General features: G+C 66.6%; 14 protein-coding genes. 5 read left to right on the top strand and 9 right to left on the bottom strand.

The window, feature by feature from the left end; translation table 11 throughout:
* Complete coding sequence (locus V5279_RS15520) at window positions 1–897, bottom strand: LysR family transcriptional regulator (RefSeq protein WP_166293841.1); 897 nt, start codon at window positions 895–897, stop codon at window positions 1–3.
* 246 nt (window positions 898–1143) lie between these two features.
* Here V5279_RS15520 and V5279_RS15515 point away from each other — a divergent pair, with 246 nt between their 5' ends.
* From V5279_RS15515 to V5279_RS15495, 5 genes are read left to right on the top strand one after another with little or no spacing between them, the layout of a single operon-like run.
* On the top strand, window positions 1144–1620 hold the full coding sequence (locus V5279_RS15515) for a formate dehydrogenase subunit gamma (RefSeq protein WP_338698730.1): 477 nt from the start codon (window positions 1144–1146) through the stop codon (window positions 1618–1620).
* Complete coding sequence (locus V5279_RS15510; protein WP_338698729.1) at window positions 1617–3173, top strand: NADH-quinone oxidoreductase subunit NuoF; 1557 nt, start codon at window positions 1617–1619, stop codon at window positions 3171–3173. The genes V5279_RS15515 and V5279_RS15510 overlap by 4 nt, the downstream gene beginning before the upstream one ends.
* A 12-nt stretch (window positions 3174–3185) precedes the next feature.
* On the top strand, window positions 3186–6062 hold the full coding sequence (fdhF, locus tag V5279_RS15505) for a formate dehydrogenase subunit alpha (protein ID WP_338698728.1): 2877 nt from the start codon (window positions 3186–3188) through the stop codon (window positions 6060–6062).
* 2 nt (window positions 6063–6064) lie between these two features.
* Window positions 6065–6901 carry a formate dehydrogenase accessory sulfurtransferase FdhD gene (fdhD, locus tag V5279_RS15500; RefSeq protein ID WP_338698727.1) on the top strand — a complete coding sequence of 279 codons (837 nt, stop codon included), beginning with the start codon at window positions 6065–6067 and terminating at the stop codon, window positions 6899–6901.
* Window positions 6885–7106 (top strand): formate dehydrogenase subunit delta, encoded by a 222-nt coding sequence (locus tag V5279_RS15495; RefSeq protein WP_338698726.1) that lies wholly within the window; start codon window positions 6885–6887, stop codon window positions 7104–7106. The genes fdhD and V5279_RS15495 overlap by 17 nt, the downstream gene beginning before the upstream one ends.
* A gap of 155 nt (window positions 7107–7261) precedes the next feature.
* Here the strand turns inward: V5279_RS15495 and V5279_RS15490 are convergent, their stop codons facing one another.
* From V5279_RS15490 to ccmI, 8 genes are all read right to left on the bottom strand, one after another.
* Window positions 7262–10228, bottom strand: coding sequence for a bifunctional [glutamine synthetase] adenylyltransferase/[glutamine synthetase]-adenylyl-L-tyrosine phosphorylase (locus V5279_RS15490; protein ID WP_338698725.1), 2967 nt, complete (start codon window positions 10226–10228; stop codon window positions 7262–7264).
* Window positions 10225–11679: a sensor histidine kinase gene (locus V5279_RS15485; protein WP_338698724.1), complete on the bottom strand. Its 1455-nt coding sequence runs from the start codon at window positions 11677–11679 to the stop codon at window positions 10225–10227. Before V5279_RS15485 ends, V5279_RS15490 begins: the two co-directional genes overlap by 4 nt.
* 3 nt (window positions 11680–11682) lie before the next feature.
* Window positions 11683–12363, bottom strand: coding sequence for a response regulator transcription factor (locus V5279_RS15480; RefSeq protein ID WP_166215344.1), 681 nt, complete (start codon window positions 12361–12363; stop codon window positions 11683–11685).
* A 266-nt stretch (window positions 12364–12629) separates the two neighbouring features.
* Window positions 12630–14219 carry a Do family serine endopeptidase gene (locus V5279_RS15475; protein WP_338698722.1) on the bottom strand — a complete coding sequence of 530 codons (1590 nt, stop codon included), beginning with the start codon at window positions 14217–14219 and terminating at the stop codon, window positions 12630–12632.
* Window positions 14220–14391: 172 nt separating this feature from the next.
* Entirely contained in the window at window positions 14392–14898 is a 507-nt protein-coding gene (locus V5279_RS15470) for a cytochrome c-type biogenesis protein (RefSeq protein ID WP_338698720.1), read from the bottom strand.
* Complete coding sequence (locus V5279_RS15465; protein WP_338698718.1) at window positions 14898–16883, bottom strand: heme lyase CcmF/NrfE family subunit; 1986 nt, start codon at window positions 16881–16883, stop codon at window positions 14898–14900. Before V5279_RS15465 ends, V5279_RS15470 begins: the two co-directional genes overlap by 1 nt.
* Window positions 16880–17377 carry a cytochrome c maturation protein CcmE gene (gene ccmE, locus V5279_RS15460; protein ID WP_338698716.1) on the bottom strand — a complete coding sequence of 166 codons (498 nt, stop codon included), beginning with the start codon at window positions 17375–17377 and terminating at the stop codon, window positions 16880–16882. Before ccmE ends, V5279_RS15465 begins: the two co-directional genes overlap by 4 nt.
* 59 nt (window positions 17378–17436) lie before the next feature.
* The gene (ccmI, locus tag V5279_RS15455; protein WP_338698714.1) at window positions 17437–18543 is read right to left on the bottom strand and encodes a c-type cytochrome biogenesis protein CcmI; all 1107 of its coding nucleotides are present in this window, start codon (window positions 18541–18543) and stop codon (window positions 17437–17439) included.
* Between the last annotated feature and the right edge of the window lie 3 nt (window positions 18544–18546).

Here is an 18546-nt window from a genome sequence, read left to right as displayed (position 1 = left end):
CTACGACGTCTCCAGTGTCGGCGCGACCTCGCGCGCGACCTGCACCAGGGCGGCGATCAAGGGCGTCATCGGATCGCGCTGCGGGATCACCAGGCCGATGCTGTAGTCCACCACCGGATCGACGATCGGAATGCTGCGCACGGCATCCGCAAGGCCGAGCGTCTCGGCGAGCTTGGCCGGCATCACGCTGGCCCAGCGCCCGGTCTTCACATGGGTGTACAACACCAGCAACGAATTCGAGGTCAGCGTCGGCGTCGCCTCCGCGCCGACCGAGGTCAGCGCACGGTCGATGATGCGGCGGTTCTGCATGTCGGGCGTCAGCAGGCAGAGCGGCACGGTGCCGACTTCCTTCCACGTCACCTGCTTGCGGTCACCGAACATCGCGTCGGGCGCCGTCAGCAGCCGATAGCTCTCGTTATAGAGCGGGATGGTGCGAACCTTGCCGATCGGCTCGTTCTCGATATAGGTCAGCCCGGCATCGACCTCGAGATTTTCCAAGAGGCCGAGCACGTCGGCCGACGTGCAGGACTGGATGCGGAAACGCACATCGGGATGGCGCGCCCGGAACGGCGTGGTGAGCGCGGCCACCATGCCGAGCACGGTCGGGATCGCCGCGATCCGGATCTCGCCCGACAGCTTGTCCTTGAGGCTGTTGATCTCCTGCTTCATCGCCCGGGTATCGCCGACGATGCGCCGGGCCCAGTCGAGCGTCCGCTCCCCCTCAGGGGTGAAACCCTGGAAGCGAGAGCCGCGCTGCACCAGCATCACGCCGAGGATTTCCTCGAGCTGCTTGAGGCTGGTCGACATGGTCGGCTGGGTGACGCCGCAGGCCTCCGCGGCCCGGCCAAAATGCCGCTCCTTGGCCAGTGCCAACAGAAGTTCCAGCTTGTCGATCAAGGATCAAACCCCATCGGAAAAACGGTGTCCCAACACTGCCACACGTACCACGACCGCCGCGCGATCCCCAATCCCAATACGCGATGGAAGTGCGTGATTCCAGACCATTATTGCGATCCCAAATCACCCAATTGCGCAACGCTATTAATCGCGTTTCGCAATCGCCGCATGAGACAGCTTTATTGATGTTTCGAAGGATTCCAATGCAGATGTGCAAAGCAAAAAACTGGATCGTGAGAAGCGCGAATGACGGTGGGATACGAACCCTGGGACGCGGCGCGCGGCGCTGACATCATCGCCGAGCACGCCAAGCTCGAAGGCGCCACGCTGGTGATCCTGCACGCGTTGCAGGAGGCGTTCGGCTACGTGCCGGAGCCGGCGATCCCGATGGTCGCCGAAGCGCTCAATTTGTCCCGCGCCGAGGTGCACGGCGTGTTCACCTTCTACCACGACTTCCGCAAGCAACCGGCCGGGCGCCATGTCCTGAAGCTCTGCCGCGCCGAGGCCTGCCAGGCTGCCGGCGGCGATGCGCTGGCGGCGCGCGCGGAGGCCAAGCTCGGCGTTTCGCTGGGACATACCACGGCGGACGAGCGCGTGACGCTGGAGCCGATCTACTGCCTCGGGCTGTGCGCCACCGCGCCGTCGGCGATGCTGGATGGCCGCGTGGTCGGCCGGCTCGACGAAGCGCGAATCGACGCCCTGGTCGCGGAGGCACAGCGATGACGATGCGGATCTACATCCCCCGCGATGCCGCGGCGGTCGCCGTCGGCGCCGACGATGTCGCCCTCGCCTTCGAGCAGGCTGCCACCGCGCGTGGCGCAACGGTCGAGATCGTCAGGACCGGCTCGCGCGGGCTGTGCTGGCTGGAGCCGATGGTCGAGCTTGCGACCGCCCAGGGCCGCGTCGCGTTCGGCCCGGTGACCACGTCTGACGTCCCTGCGCTGCTCAATGCGATGGCCGGCAACGGCCAGCATGTGCTGCGGCTTGGTGTCACGGACGAGATTCCCTGGTTGAAGCGCCAGACCCGCCTGACCTTCGTGCGCTGCGGCGTGGTCGATCCGCGCTCGGTCGACGACTACCGCGCCCATGGCGGCTACAAGGGCCTGGAGCGGGCGCTGACGCTGACCTCCGACCAGATCCTGGCCGACGTCACCACCTCGGGCCTGCGCGGCCGCGGCGGCGCCGGCTTCCCGACCGGCATCAAATGGAAGACGGTGGCGCAGGCCAGCGCCGACCGCAAATACATCGTCTGCAACGCCGACGAAGGCGACAGCGGCACCTTTGCCGACCGCATGATCATGGAAGGCGACCCCTTCGTCGTGATCGAGGGCATGACGATCGCGGCCATCACGGTCGGCGCCACCAAGGGCTACATCTACATCCGCTCGGAATATCCGCACGCAGTCGCGGCGATGAACGCGGCGATCGCAGCCGCCCGGCGCGCCGGCTTGCTCGGCAAGCGCATCGGCGGCTCGGTGCATGAGTTCGATCTCGAGGTGCGGGTCGGCGCCGGCGCCTATGTCTGCGGCGAAGAGACTTCACTCTTGGAAAGCCTCGAGGGCCGCCGCGGCATCGTGCGGGCGAAGCCGCCGCTGCCGGCGCATAAGGGCCTGTTCGGCCGCCCGAGCGTGATCAACAACGTGCTGTCGTTCGCGGCGATCCCCTTCATCCTCGACAACGGCGCCAGGGCCTATGCCGATTTCGGCATGGGCCGCTCGCGCGGCACGATGCCGATCCAGCTCGCCGGCAACATCAGATATGGCGGGCTGTTCGAGACCGGGTTCGGCGTCTCGCTTGGCGAGCTCGTCGACGAGATCGGCGGCGGCACGTTCACCGGACGCGAGGTGCGCGCGGTGCAGGTCGGCGGTCCGCTCGGCGCCTACTTCCCCCGCGCGCTGTTCGACACGCCGTTCGACTACGAGGCGTTTGCTGCGCGCGACGGCCTGATCGGCCATGGCGGCATCGTGGTGTTCGACGACAGCGTCGACATGGCCAAGCAGGCGCGCTTCGCGATGGAGTTCTGCGCGGTCGAATCCTGCGGCAAGTGCACGCCGTGCCGGATCGGCTCGACGCGCGGCGTCGAGACCATCAACAAGATTATCAACGGCGAGCGCGTGGCGGAAAACCTCGCGGTGGTCGAAGACCTCTGCAACACCATGAAATTCGGCTCGCTCTGCGCACTCGGCGGCTTCACGCCCTACCCCGTGCTCAGCGCATTGAAACACTTCCGGGAAGATTTTGGCCCGGCACCGGCCCGGCTGCAGGCCGCGGAATAACAGGAGATCACGATGTCGCTGATCCAGGAAACCGATTTCGGTACGCCCAAGTCGAAATCCGAGACGATGGTCACGCTGACCATCGACGGCAATCAGGTCACGGTGCCCGAGGGCACCTCGATCATGCGCGCGGCGATGGAAGCCGGCACCCAGATTCCAAAGCTCTGCGCGACCGACATGGTCGACGCGTTCGGCTCCTGTCGGCTCTGCCTGATCGAGATCGAGGGCCGCGTCGGCACGCCGGCCTCCTGCACCACGCCGGCGATGAACGGCCTCGTCGTGCACACTCAGAGCGAGCGGCTGAAGAAGCTGCGCAAGGGCGTGATGGAGCTCTACATCTCCGACCATCCGCTGGACTGCCTGACCTGCGCAGCGAACGGCGACTGCGAATTGCAGGACATGGCGGGCGCCGTCGGCCTGCGCGACGTGCGCTACGGCTATGAGGGCGAGAACCACGTCTTCGCCAAATCGCACGGCTGCGAAAACGACAACTGGATGCCGAAGGACGAATCCAATCCGTACTTCACCTACGATCCGTCGAAGTGCATCGTCTGCTCGCGCTGCGTCCGCGCCTGCGAGGAGGTGCAAGGCACCTTCGCGCTGACGATCTCCGGCCGCGGCTTCGACAGCCGCGTCTCGCCCGGCATGGGCGAGAGCTTCCTCGGCTCCGAATGCGTGTCCTGCGGCGCCTGCGTGCAGGCGTGCCCGACCGCGACGCTGACCGAGAAATCCGTGATCGAGATCGGCCAGCCCGAGCATTCGGTCGTCACCACCTGCGCCTATTGCGGCGTCGGCTGCGCCTTCAAGGCCGAGATGCGCGGCGAGGAAGTGGTGCGCATGGTGCCGTGGAAGGACGGCAAGGCCAACCGCGGCCATTCCTGCGTCAAGGGCCGCTTCGCCTGGGGCTACACCACCCACAAGGAGCGCATCCTGAAGCCGATGATCCGCGAACGGATCGAGGACCCCTGGCAGGAAGTGTCGTGGGAGGAAGCGTTCAACTTCGCCGCCGCGAAGTTCAAGGGCATCCAGCAGAAATACGGCAGCGACTCGGTCGGCGGCATCACCTCGTCACGCTGCACCAATGAAGAGACCTATCTGGTGCAGAAGCTGATCCGCGGCGGCTTCGGCAACAACAATGTCGACACCTGCGCCCGCGTCTGCCACTCGCCGACCGGGTACGGCCTGTCGCAAACCTTCGGCACCTCGGCCGGCACGCAGGATTTCGACTCGGTGGAGGACACCGACGTCGTGATGATCATCGGCGCCAACCCGGCCTCCGCCCACCCGGTGTTCGCCTCGCGATTGAAGAAGCGGCTGCGCCAGGGCGCCAAGCTGATCGTGCTCGATCCGCGCCGCACCGAGATGGTGGAATCGCCGCATGTGAAGGCGCTGCATCTGCCGCTGATGCCCGGCACCAACGTCGCGGTGGTCACGGCGCTCGCCCACGTCATCGTCACCGAAGGGCTCGTCAACGAGAGCTTCGTGCGCGAGCGCTGCGACTGGAGCGAGTTCGAGGAATGGGCGGCCTTCGTCGCCCAGGAGAAAAACAGCCCCGAAGCGACCGCGATCATGACCGGCGTCGATCCCAAGGATCTGCGCGAGGCGGCGCGGATCTACGCCACCGGCGGCAACGGCGCGATCTATTACGGGCTCGGCGTCACCGAGCACAGCCAGGGTTCGACCACGGTGATCGCCATCGCCAACTTCGCGATGGTCACCGGCAATATCGGCCGGCCCGGCGTCGGCGTGAACCCGCTGCGCGGTCAGAACAACGTGCAGGGCTCCTGCGACATGGGCTCGTTCCCGCACGAGCTGCCGGGCTATCGCCATATCTCGGGCGACGCCGTGCGCGAGCAGTTCGAGGCGATGTGGAACGTCAAGCTCAACAAGGAGCCGGGCCTGCGCATCCCCAACATGTTCGACGCTGCGATCGAAGGCAGCTTCATGGGCCTCTATGTGCAGGGCGAGGACATCCTGCAATCCGATCCGAACACCAAGCATGTCGTGGCGGCGCTGTCGGCGATGGAATGCGTGATCGTCCATGATCTGTTCCTGAACGAGACCGCGAACTACGCCCACGTCTTCCTGCCCGGCTCAACCTTCCTGGAAAAGGACGGTACCTTCACCAATGCCGAGCGCCGCATCCAGCGGGTCCGCAGGGTGATGACGCCGCGCAACGGCTATGCCGACTGGGAAGTGACGATCCTGCTTGCCAAGGCGATGGGTTTCGAGATGCACTACAACCATCCGTCGGAGATCATGGACGAGATCGCGGCGCTGACGCCGACCTTCACCGGCGTCTCCTACGCCAAGCTCGACGAGCTCGGCTCGGTGCAGTGGCCTTGCAACGAGAAGGCGCCGGAGGGCACGCCGATCATGCATATCGGCGGCTTCGTCCGCGGCAAGGGCAAGTTCATCGTCACCGAATATGTCGCGACCGACGAACGCACCGGCCCCCGCTACCCGCTGCTGCTGACCACCGGCCGCATCCTCAGCCAGTACAATGTCGGCGCGCAGACCCGGCGCACCGAAAACGTGGTCTGGCACGCCGAGGACCGCCTCGAGATCCATCCGCACGATGCCGAGCTGCGCGGCGTGCGCGACGGCGACTGGGTGCGGCTGGCGAGCCGCGCCGGCGAAACGACGCTGCGCGCCGAGATCACCGACCGCGTGGCGCCGGGCGTGGTCTACACCACGTTCCACCACCCGGACACCCAGGCCAACGTCATCACGACCGACTTCTCCGACTGGGCGACCAACTGTCCGGAGTATAAGGTCACTGCCGTGCAGATCTCGCCGTCGAACGGTCCGTCCGACTGGCAGAAGGCCTATGACGAACAGGCCCGCCACTCCCGCCGCATCGCGCCGGTGGTGGAAGCCGCGGAGTGACGATGCGCGAGCCCGTCCACCAGGCGAACCGGAAGGTCTGGCGCAACGGCGTCTTCAGCGACGGCGCGCGCCTGATCCCGGAAGAGACGCCGCTCGCGCTGACCTATAATGGCGGCACCTACGCCGTGATGATGGGCTCGCCCGAGGACCTCGGCGACTTCGCTGTCGGCTTCAGCCTCAGCGAAGGCATCGTGCAATCGGCCGACGAGATCGAGACGCTCGACATCATCGAGCTCGATGACGGCATCGAGCTTCGGATGTGGCTCAAGCCTGACAAGGCCGCGCAGATCGCCCAGCGCCGCAGAAATATCGCGGGCCCCACCGGCTGCGGCCTCTGCGGCATCGATTCCATCGCCGAGGCCGTCCGGCCGGCGGCGGTCGTCCCCGCAGGCCGCGTCTTCTCACCGCGCGAGATCATGACCGCGGTGGCGGCGGTCGCGCCGCTGCAGGAGATCAATCACCAGACCCGCGCCGTGCACGCCGCCGCGTTCTGGACCGCGACACGCGGCATCGTCGCGCTGCGCGAAGATGCCGGCCGCCACAATGCGCTCGACAAGCTCGCCGGCGCGCTGGCCCGCGACAGGGTCGTCGCCAGCGATGGCATGGTGCTGCTGACCAGCCGCGTCTCAGTCGAAATGGTGCAGAAAACCGCTGCAATCGGTGCGCCGCTGATCGCAGCGGTATCGGCCCCGACCGCGCTTGCGGTGCGGATGGCGGACGCCGCCGGCATCACGCTCGCCGCGATTGCGCGCGCGGATGGATTTGAAATTTTTACGCATCCGGAACGCGTCACTGGCGCGGTGGCCGGCAAGGAGTCCGCTTATGTCGTCGTCGCCTGAAAAACTGATCTACATGGCGAACCAGATCGGGAAGTTCTTCCACCGCCAGGGCCACGACCGCGCCGTACAGGGCATCTCCGAGCACATCTGGAAGTTCTGGGACCCGCGGATGCGCAAGCAGATCTTCGCCCATCTCGACGCCGGCGGCGCCGGTCTCGACCCTGACGTGCTCGACGCACTGCAGAAGCTGAAGCAGCAGGCGTAGCGGCGAACTGAGGCGCGCGGTCTTCTCTCACCGTCACCCTGAGGAGGCCGCAACGCGGCCGTCTCGAAGGGTCGACGGCCCGAGTGTGGCCGATTCATCCTTCGAGGCTCGCTTCGCTCGCACCTCAGGATGACGGGTCGAGAAGCCCTGGCGGATTATCCGCCGCCGACGATCGCGTTGAAGACGCGGCGTACCTCGCTTTGGGTCTCGCGCAGGCGCGCTTCGAGTGCTGAGAAATCCGGCGCGTCGCCGGCCCGTGCCATCACGCGCCGCAGGTCCTCGCCCGCGGTCTCCGGATTGAACTTGCCGGTGACGCAAAGCCGCAGGATCTGCGTCAGATCGTGATAGAGCCGCGCCGCCGAGCGCAATATCTCGGCCTCGGACTGGCCAAGCAGGCCGAGCCTCGCGGCATGCTCGAGCACCTGCAGCGTCGAGACGCTGAGGATTTCCGGCTTCACCGAAGCATGCGCTAGCTGGAGATATTGCGCGATGAAATCGATGTCGACGAGCCCGCCGGCGGCGAGCTTGAGGTCCCAGACATCGTCCTCGCCCTTCTCCAGCGCGATCGCCCGCCGCATGTCGGCAACGTCGGCCGCGGTCGACGCCGCATCGCGCGGACGGGTCAGGACGCGGCGGATGATCGCCTCGATCTGCCCGCGGAATGCAGGCGACGACGAGATCACGCGTGCGCGGGTCAGCGCCATGTGCTCCCAGGTCCAGGCCTCGCGCTCCTGGTAGTCGGCGAAGGCATCGATCCGCGAAGCGACCGGACCGGCGCGGCCGGACGGGCGCAGCCGCATGTCGACCTCGTAGAGCACGCCGTAATTGGTGCGGGTCGTGAAGGCGCTGATCAGGCGCTGGGTGAAGCGGGCAAAATACTGCGCGCCGTGCAGCGAACGCTCGCCGTCGGAATCCGGCGCTTCGCTGTCGAAATCGTAGAGCAGAATCAAATCGAGGTCGGAAGACGCCGTCATCTCGCGGCTGCCGAGCCGGCCCATCGCGATGATCGCGGTCTCCTGCCGCTTGATCCGACCATATTGCGCGGCGAACTGATCGATGACGAGGCCGTGCACGGTGTGCACGATGCCCTCGGCGACGTCGGCAAAGGCTGTGCTGGCGTGCTGCGCCGACACCGTGCCTGACAGGATCCGCGTGCCGATCAGGAACAGGCTCTCCTGGCCGAACAGGCGGAGGCGGTCGAGGAAATCCTCGTAGGACGACGCATCCTGCAGCGTGGCGGCAAGCCGTTCCGACAGCTCCTTCTTGTCCGGCATCGCACCGAAAAAGCGCGGGTCGACCAGGCCGTCCATGATCTGCGGCTGCCGCGCCAGCATGTCGCCGAGCCGCGGCGCAGCACCAAGGATCAGCGCCACCAGCGCGACGAAGTCGCGGTTCTGGCTGAGCAGCGAGATCAGCCGCCCGCCCCGCTGCAGCGCGCCGAGGAAGCGGTCGAACGCCGCCACGGCATCGTCTGGCTCCTCGGCATCGGCGAGACCGTCGATCAGGCCCGGAATGAACTCGAGGAACGCGGCGCGCGTCGCCTCCACGCGCAGCGCGCGATAATCGCCCGCGATCCACTGCCGCAGTGTTGCGGCGACGGCAATTGGCTTCTTGAACCCAAGATGGGCGAGATGTTCGATCAGGCGGGCGTCTTCGGGGCCAGCACCGTAGTCGATATCCGGCAGCTTCGCGGTGCCGGTCGGATCGTCACCCTCGAACAGCTTGCCGTAGTGGTTCTGCACGATCTTGAGCTGGCCGAGCAGGTCCTTGGCAAAAGCCTCGCGATTCTCGTAACCGAAGAAATTCGCGAAGCGCTCGACGGCTTCCGGCTCCTCGGGCAGCGAGTGGGTCTGCTCGTCGGCGATCATCTGCAGCCGGTGCTCGACCCGGCGCAGGAATTCGTAGGCCGTCGTCAGCTCGTCGCGCGCCTCGAAGGTGATCCAGTTGCTGTCGGCGAGCACGTTGAGCGCCTCCAGCGTCGGCCGCACCCGCAACTCCGGATGGCGGCCGCCGGCGATCAGCTGCTGGGTCTGGGCGAAGAACTCGATCTCGCGGATGCCGCCGCGGCCGACCTTGACGTTGTGGCCCTCGACCGAGATCTCGCTCTGGCCGCGATAGGTCTGCATTTGCCGCTTCATGTCGTGGACATCGGTCAGCGCAGCAAAATCCAGATGCTTGCGCCAGACGAAGGGCGCGAGCTCGGCGATCAGCGCGTCGCCGGCCTTGGGATCGCCGGCGCAGGGCCGCGCCTTGATCATCGCGGCGCGCTCCCAGGTGCGTCCCTCGCGCTCGTAGTAATGCAGCGCTGCGTCGGTGGAGATCGCGACCTGGGTCGAGGCCGGGTCCGGGCGCAGCCTGAGATCGACGCGGAAGACGTAGCCTTCGCCCGAGCGCTGCTGCAGCATCCGCGCCATCGCCTGGGTGACGCGCACATAGAACGGCTGCGGCTCGATATCCTCGGCAAGCGAGGTAGCGACGGCGCGATCGAAGAACACGATCAGGTCGATATCGCTGGAATAGTTCAGTTCGCCCGCGCCCATCTTGCCCATCGCGAGCACGATCAGGCCCGAACCCGCTTCAGGATGCTCAGGATCGACGGCGGTCATCCGGCCGCGGGCGATTTCCTGGCGGAACAAATATCGCAGCGCCGATTGCACCGAAGTCACCGCGATGTCGGTCAGCGCCGCGGTCACCCGCATCACCGGCCAGACGCCGCCGATGTCGCACAGCGCGATCATCAACGCGGCCTCCGCCTTCATGCGGCGAAGCAGATGCATCACGTCGGCCTCGCTGCCGGCGGCGAGCACCTCGCGCGACGTGGTCTCGATCAGGTCGGCAAGATGCGACTCGGGGTCGCATGACAGGATCCTGATCAGCCGCGCGGCGTCCGAGCGCGCGAGCTCGAACAGGTATGGCGAGAATTCGGCGATACCGCGCAGGATGTCCCGCGCGAACGGCTGCTCCAGCAGCGCCGCAAGCGCAGCCGATTGCGCCGGTTCGAGCTCGGCGAACCAGTCGGTCAGGCGCTGATCGGCGGATACGGAAACGGCGACATGCGGTCCGTCCGCGAACCGCGCGGCCAGACGATGTCGATCCGCGTTTCCCGGCGCGGCGGCATTCATGCCGCCTTCTGTGGCACATCCTGCGTTTGAGCCGCAAGCCTGTCACTGCCGCCCGCCCGCGCCGGCAGCACCAGGGTCGCCACCAGCCCAGGATGGGCGTCGCTCAGCCGCAGCTCGCCACCATGGAGCGTGGCAACCGCCGAGGCCAGGCTGAGGCCGAGGCCGGAACCGGGCAAGGTACGGCTCGCCTCGAGCCGGACGAAGCGCTCCACCGCGTGCTTGCGGTCGCCCTCGGGGATGCCCGGACCATGGTCGGTGACGCTGAGCAGGACCTGGTCGCCCTCGCGCCGCGCCTCGATCAGGATCTCGCGCGCATCCGCCTTCAGCGGCTCGACGCCCGCGTCCGGCTTGCCGTACTTGATGGCGTTCTCGACCAAATTGGCGACCGCCTGGCTGATCAATTCGCGGTTGCCGTGAATCGGCACCGGCATGGTCTTGACCTGCAGCGTCATGCCGTCGTCCTCGGCCAGCGGCTCGTACAATTCGTGGATGCCGTTGGCGACATCGGCGCCGTCGAAATCGTCCATGTTGCCGCGCGCCTGGCCGGACTCGGCACGCGCGATCATCAACAGCGCGTTGAAGGTGCGGATCAGCCCGTCGGACTCCTCGATCGTCCGCTCCAGCGCAGCGCGATAGTCGGCCTCGCTCCCCGACCGCGCCAGCGCCTCCTCGGCGCGGTTGCGCAGCCGCGTCAGCGGCGTCTTGAGGTCATGGGCGATGTTGTCGGAGACCTCCTTCAGGCCCGTCATCAGCGCCTCGATACGCTCCAGCATGGCGTTGAGATTTTCCGCCAGGCGGTCGAGCTCGTCGCCGCTGCGGCCGACCGGCAGCCGGCCGGACAGATCGCCCGCCATGATGCGTTTGGTGGTGCCGGTCATGGCGTCGATCCGGCGCAGCACGCGGCGGGCGACGAAGATGCCGCCGCCGATACCGAGCACGACAACGACGAGGATCGACCATTGCGCGGCCTTGGCGACGATGCCGAACATCCGCCGCCGCTCCTCAAGGTCGCGTCCGACCAGGAGACGGAAACCGTTGTCCATCTCGGTGACCCGAACCAGCGCGCGGTGATCTGTGTTGTCCTGGTCGTCGAACCGGCGATAGGCGGTCTCGCTCCAGCCCTGGAGGCTCATTACGCCCGGCGCCAGCGAGCCGACATTGCCGGCCAGCGCCTGCCCGTTCGGCGCCGTCAAGAGATAGAGATTGGCGCCCGGCCGCAGCGCGCGATTGCCCATGGTGGTCAGCAGGCCGTGCAGGCCGCGACGGTTATAGATGGCAGTGATCTCGCCGATCTCGACGTTGACGGTCGTGGTGATCTGCTCGGTGATCAGCCGCCGCGTGTTCCAGGCGAAATACGCCAGCAGCGAGGCAGCGAACAGCGCAAACAGGAACAGATAGACCAGCGTCAGCCGAAACGCCGTGGTCCGGATCAGTTTACCGAATGCCGTCACGATCTACCTGATGCCATCTCTGATCATATACCCCGCGCCGCGGATCGTGTGCAGCAGCGGCCGCTCAAAACCCTTGTCGATCTTGGAGCGCAGCCGGGAAATGTGCACGTCGATGACGTTGGTCTGCGGATCGAAATGATAATCCCAGACGTTCTCGAGCAGCATCGTGCGCGTCACCACCTGCCCCGCGTGCTTCATCAGATATTCGAGCAGGCGGAATTCGCGCGGCTGCAAGGTCAGCTCATCCTTGCCGCGGGCGACGCGATGCGACAGCCGATCGAGCTCGAGATCGCCGACCTTATAGGTGGTCTCCTCGGCCGGCCCGACATTGCGCCGCGACAGCACCTCGACGCGCGCCAGCAGCTCAGCGAAGGAATAGGGCTTTGGCAGATAGTCGTCGCCGCCGGCGCGCAGGCCCTTGATGCGGTCATCGACCTGGCCGAGCGCCGAGAGGATCAGGACCGGCGTCCGGTTGCCCTTGTCGCGCAGAATGCCGATCAGCGACAGGCCGTCCCGCTTCGGCAGCATGCGGTCCACAACCAGCACGTCGTAATCACCGGTGTCGGCCATCGACAGCCCTTCCTCGCCGTCGGCGGCGAGATCGGCGATATAGCCGACTTCGCGGAATGCCTTGACCAGATAGTCGGCTGACTCGCGGTCGTCTTCGATGATCAGGATGCGCATTTGCGGAGCGGTTGCAGTCACGGGAATTGGCCCTCTGTCAGCATGGCGCGGCCGGCCTGCACATGCAAGACGACCGCGCATAATCTCGAATTGTTAGAGAAAAGTGGGCGGTGAAGCTGGGGGACCTCACCGCCCTGAGACCTTCCGACAGAGGGGGGCATATTCCATCGAAAGGCAACATAGGGAGCGAGCAAGGGGCCCGCCCCCCGGAAAGCGCCGTCGGCGGGGGCGACTGATGCCGGCGACACTTTCCAACTCATAGATAGTTATCCCTTGGCCAATGGCACTGCCACAAAGCGCGACGAACCGCCGCTCTTCACGCGCATGAGAACGCTGTTCTTGTTGTCGCTGCGCGCCGCGGTGATCGCATCACGCACCTCACCGGCAGTGCCGACCGACTTGCCGGCGACCTCGAGGATCACGTCGCCTTCCTTGAAGCCCCGCTCGGCGGCAGCACTCTTGGGATCGACTTCGGTCACGACCACGCCTTCCTTGCCGGCACCGGCCACGCTGTTGGCGGGCGCCACGGTGAGGCCCAGCTTCGGCACGTCGGTGCCGCGGGACGAGTTGCCCTTGTCGCTGTTGTCGGTGTCAGCCTTGGCTTCCAGGGTGTTCGGCAACTGGCCGAGCGTGAGGTTGATGGTCTTGTCCTGGCCCTTGTGCAGCACGTTCAGCTTCACGGCATTGCCGGGCGCGAGGCCGCCGATGGTGCGGGCGAGCTCGCGCGCATCCTTCACCGGCTCGCCATTGACGGCGGTGATGACGTCACCGGACTCGATGCCGGCCTTGGCCGCGGGGCCGTTGGCCTGCGGTTCGGCAACCAGCGCGCCTTCGGCCTTCTTCATGCCGAGGCTATCGGCGATGTCGGAGGTCACCGGCTGGATCTGGACGCCGATCCAGCCACGGCTGACCGAGCCCTTGTCCTTCAGCTGGGCGACGACGCTCTTCACGGTCGCCGCCGGGATCGAGAACGCGATGCCGACGCTGCCGCCGGACGGCGAGTAGATCGCCGTGTTGACGCCCATCACCTCACCGGACACGTCGAACGCCGGGCCACCCGAATTGCCCTTGTTCACGGGCGCATCGATCTGGATGAAATCGTCATACGGGCCGTTGCCGATGTCGCGGCCGGAGGCGGAGACGATGCCCGCGGTCACGGTGCCGCCGAGACCGAAGGGATTGCCGACCGCCAGCACCCAATCGCCGATGCGCGGCTTGGAGTCGGAAAGCTTGGCAAACTGGAAGTTCGAGCCGCCCTCGACCTTGATCAGCGCGAGGTCGGTGCGCGGATCGGTGCCGATCACCTTGGCGGAATAGGTCTTGCCGTCGTCGGTCGTGACTTCGACCTTGTCGGCGCCGTCGACGACGTGATTGTTGGTCACGGCAAAGCCGTCAGCCGAGATGAAGAAGCCGGAGCCCTGGCCGGTCACGGCCCGGCCGCCGCCGCGCGGTCCACCGCGCAGGCCCGGGGGCAAGCCATCCGGACCGCCGAAGCGGCGGAAGAAGCGCTCCATCGGCGAACCGGGCTGGAACGGCGAGTCGTCATTGTTGCTGCTGTCGTCCTTGGCGACCTTCTCGTTGATGTTGACCTTGACCGAGATCACCGACGGCTTGACGCGCTCGACAATGTCGGCAAACCCGACCGGCTGCTGGACCTTGCGGACCTCGTTGTTGACCTGGGCGTGCGCAGGCGTCGTGAACAGGTCGGCAGGATTGTGCGAGGGGCTGAGGCCATAGGTGGCGGCACCGAGGCCGGCCACGACCGACGCCATCAGCGCGAGTTTGCGAGCAGAAAACAGCGAGCGCTTCGGCGTCTTGTAGGACGGAAGGGTCGAGAGGTCGGGACGTTCGGTCATTGGCTGAAATCTCCAGGGCCAGGATCATTGGTGCGGGGGCGAGCACCTGATGCGTCTGAACATGGGGTCATCAGCCTTACGGCGCGCTGGCTGCGGAATTAAACTTTTGTAATTGAGCGGGCCGATGCTGCGGCAGAATAGCGCAGGCAAATAAAGGGCTTAAAAGAGGGAACTAAACCGGTCTGTCCGGCCCGGATTCCGCCGCCAAGAGCCGTTCTAGGCGGGCCTGCTCGTCCGACGTCAATTGGGGGGTGGAATCGCCCTCGCCCGCAGCCGGATTTGCCTTGCGCCGGCCGAGCCGCCAGAGCGCAAAACCGCCCAGCAACAGCGCCAGCGGCGGGGTCAGCCACAGCAAAAGCGTATGCTCATTGAGGCGCGGCTTCAGCAGCACGAATTCGCCGTAACGGGCGACCAGGAAATCGATCACCTGGCGGTCGCTGTCGCCGGCCGCGATGCGTTCGCGGACCAAGAGGCGGAGGTCGCGCGCCAGCGGCGCCTCCGAATCGTCGATCGACTGGTTCTGGCAAACCATGCAGCGCAGTTCCCTGGAGAGCTCGCGCGCCCGCGCCTCCTTGGCCGGATCCGCCATGATCTCGTCGGGCAGCACCGCCCGGGCGGGCATCGCACCGAGCATCAGGGTCGCCGCAAGCACGGCGGCTGCAAGACCGCGCGGCCGCATCACTCGGCCGCCTGCAATGCGCGCGCCGCCGCCTTGGCCGGTTTCGGCGCACCGACCCGCAAGCGGCGGTCGGACAGCGACAGCATGCCGCCGAACGCCATCAGCACCGGCCCCCACCAGATCATCAGCACCAGCGGCTTGTGATAGATGCGCACCGCGATCGCGCCGTCGGCCGAGGTATCGCCGAGCGAGATGTAGAGCTGGCTGGCGCCGCGGGTCAGCAGCGCGGCCTCCGTGGTCGAGGCGCCGCGGGTCGTGAAGTTGCGCTTCGACGGGGTCATCACGCTGACCTTGTCGCCGTCACGGGTCACGGTGAATTGCGCGACCATCTCGCGGTAGTTCGGCCCCTGCCGTGCGTTCACGCCGTCGAGCCGCAACTCGTAGCCGGCGACCCGGGCGACATCGTCCGGCTTCATCGCGCCGATATATTCGCTGTTCCAGGTGGTCTCGCAGACGATCCCGATCAGCGCGACGCCGAGGCCGGCATGGGCGAAGGCCGTCCCCCAGGTCGCACGCGGCAGGCCGCGCGCGCGCCGCAGCGAGAGCGACAGCGGAATCCGGAACAGCGCGACGCGTTCGGCGAGATCACACAGCGCGCCTGATATCACGAACACCGCAAGCCCGATCGCGAGCGGCGCCAGCGTCGCACCGCCATAGGTCCAGGCCCAGACCAAGGCGATCGCAACCAGCGCTGCGATGCCGGCGACCATCAGCCGCTGCGCCGCGCCGAGCAGGTCGCCGCGCTTCCAGGCCAGCAGCGGCCCGAACGGCACCGCGAGCAGCAGCGGCACGAACAGCGGCGCAAAGGTGAAATTGAAGAACGGCGCGCCGACCGAGATCTTCTCGCCGGTCAAAACCTCGAGCGCCAGCGGATACAGCGTGCCGATGAACACCGTCGCGCACGCCGTGGTGAGCAGCAGATTGTTGAGCACCAGCGCGCCCTCGCGCGAGATCGGCGCGAACAGTCCGCCCTGCTTCAGCGCCGGCGCGCGCCAGGCATAGAGCGAGAGGCTGCCGCCGATGAAGACGAACAGGATCAGCAGGATGAAGACGCCGCGCGTCGGATCGGTGGCGAAGGCGTGAACCGAGGTCAGCACGCCGGAGCGCACCAGGAAAGTGCCGAGCAGCGACAGCGAGAAGGTCAGGATCGACAGCAGCACGGTCCAGACCTTCAGCGCGTTGCGCTTCTCCATCACCAGCGCCGAATGCAACAGCGCAGTGCCGGCAAGCCACGGCATTAGCGAGGCGTTCTCGACCGGATCCCAGAACCACCACCCGCCCCAGCCGAGCTCGTAATAGGCCCAGTAAGAGCCCATCGCGATGCCGAGCGTCAGGAAGATCCACGCCATCAGCGTCCACGGCCGCACCCAGCGCGCCCAGGCGGCGTCGATCCGCCCCTCCAGCAGCGCCGCCACCGCGAACGAGAACGAGATCGAGAAACCGACATAGCCGAGATAGAGCATCGGCGGATGCACCGCGAGGCCGATGTCCTGCAGCACCGGATTGAGGTCGCGCCCCTCGAGCGGCGGATTGGCGATGCGCAGGAACGGGTTCGAGGTGATCAGGATGAACAGATAGAACGCGCTGGCGACCCAGGCCTGCACCGCCAGCACATGCGCCCGCAGCGACAGCGGCAGATTGTTGCCGAAGGCTGCGACGAGGCCGCCGAACAGCGCCAGGATCGACACCCACAGCAGCATCGATCCTTCATGGTTTCCCCACACGCCGGTGATCTTGTAGAGCAGCGGCTTCAGCGAATGCGAATTCTCGTAGACATTGGCGACCGAGAAATCGGAGCTGACGTGCAACGTCACCAGCGCTGCGAACGACGCCGTGACGAACAGCAATTGGGCGAGCGCGGTCGAGCGCGCCACGTTCATCAGCGCGGCATCGCGCCAGCGCGCGCCGACGATCGGCACGATCGACTGGATCAGCGCCAGCCCGAGCGCGAGCACCAGGGCATAATGTCCGCTTTCGGCGATCACCGCATGGCTCCCTGGGTCGGCGCCGCGGAGGCGCTCGGCATATTACTTGGTTTCGCGCCGTAATCGTCCTTCCAGTGGCCCTGCTTCTTCAGCGCGTCGGCGACGTCCTTCGGCATGTAGGTCTCGTCATGCTTGGCGAGCACGATGTCGGCGCGGAACACGCCGTTGTCATCGAGCGCGCCTTCGGCAACCACGCCCTGCCCTTCGCGGAACAGATCCGGCAGGATGCCCTTGTAGGCGACCGGCAGCGTGGCGCCGCCGTCGGCAACGGTGAAGGTCACGGCGAGATTGTCGCCGCGCTTGAGCGAGCCCTGCTCGACCAGGCCGCCGAGGCGGAAACGCTTGCCCGGCCCGAGATGCTTCTCGGCGACCATCGACGGCGTCGAGAAGAACACGATGGAATCGCGCAGCGCGTTCAGCACCAGGCCTGCGGCGATCGCCAGCACGACGAGCGCGCAGCCGATCAATGTCAAACGCCGTTGCTTCCTGGTCATGGTTTTTCCTTGCGCATGACGTTCTCCGAAAACCGCTGTGCACTTTTCGGCGTCATGATTTATCCATCCAACCCGAGATTCTTCAGCCCCTCATTGAGCTGACGCAACCGATCGGCATCGTTGGCCACCGCCTGACGGGCATCCGCAAGCGCACTCATCGCCTTGTCGCGCTCCCCCATCACGAGATAGGCGCGGACCAGCCGCAGCCAGCCCTCGACATCGTCGCCATTGGTCTTCAGCCGCGTTGCCAGCCGATCGACCATACCCTGGATCATGGTGCCGCGATCGGCCTCGCTCATATCCTTGGCCGCGGCCATTGCGCCGTCGGGCAAGGCGGGTGCGCTGACGCCGCCGACCCGGACCAGCGCGGCCTGCACCAGCGGCCGCCACGGCGCATCCTGTGGCGCCTTCGCCAGCATCTTCTGCCAGAGCGCGGCGGCATCGGCCTTGCGGCCGTCCTGCTCGGCGGCGAGACCGAGGAAGTAGTTGGCCTTGGCATCGTCGCCATTCAGCGCGACGGCGCGCTCGAACTCCGCCTTGGCTTCCGCGGTGACGACGCCGCCGGCGGTCCCGATCATTGCCTCGCCGAGATCGGCGCGGCGATCGGCGCTGTCGCCGGCGTAGGTGATGGCGTTGCGATAGGCGCGGACGGCGTCATCGTAGCGGCCGAGGCGCGACAGCACCGGCGCCAGCACGGTCCAGCCGCGGCCGTCGGTCGGATTCTTCTCCAGATGGGTCTCGACCTGCGCCACCAGATTGGCGAGCGGCTGGTTGGCGTCGGCAACCCGGCTGCGTTCGGCGAGCGGGAAGTCGCCAAGCCGCGGCGAACCGAGCGCGAGATAGAAGCCTGAGGCAATGACCGGCAAACCGACCAGCGCCACGATCGCAGCCGCGCGCCGCAGCGTGAGACTGCCTTGCACCGGGGTTTCGCGTCCGCTCTGGTCGGCGGCGGCCAGCAGCCGGCGGCTGATCTCGACCCGCGCGGCATCGGCCTCGGCGGCGCCGATGATGCCGGAGGCCATGTCGCGGTCGATTTCTGCGAGCTGGTCGCGGTAGACCACGACCTCACTGCCGCCGGTATCCACCCGCCCGCGCCGGCTGAGCGGCCAAAGCACGGCAAAGATCGCCGCGACCGTCATCAGCGCGAACACAAACCACAGCGTCATCAA

The sequence above is a fragment of the Bradyrhizobium sp. 26S5 genome, from assembly GCF_036923295.1.
Classification (GTDB): domain Bacteria; phylum Pseudomonadota; class Alphaproteobacteria; order Rhizobiales; family Xanthobacteraceae; genus Bradyrhizobium; species Bradyrhizobium septentrionale.
Note: the sequence above shows the minus strand (reverse complement) of the source record. Positions and strands in the feature narration are given on the sequence as shown.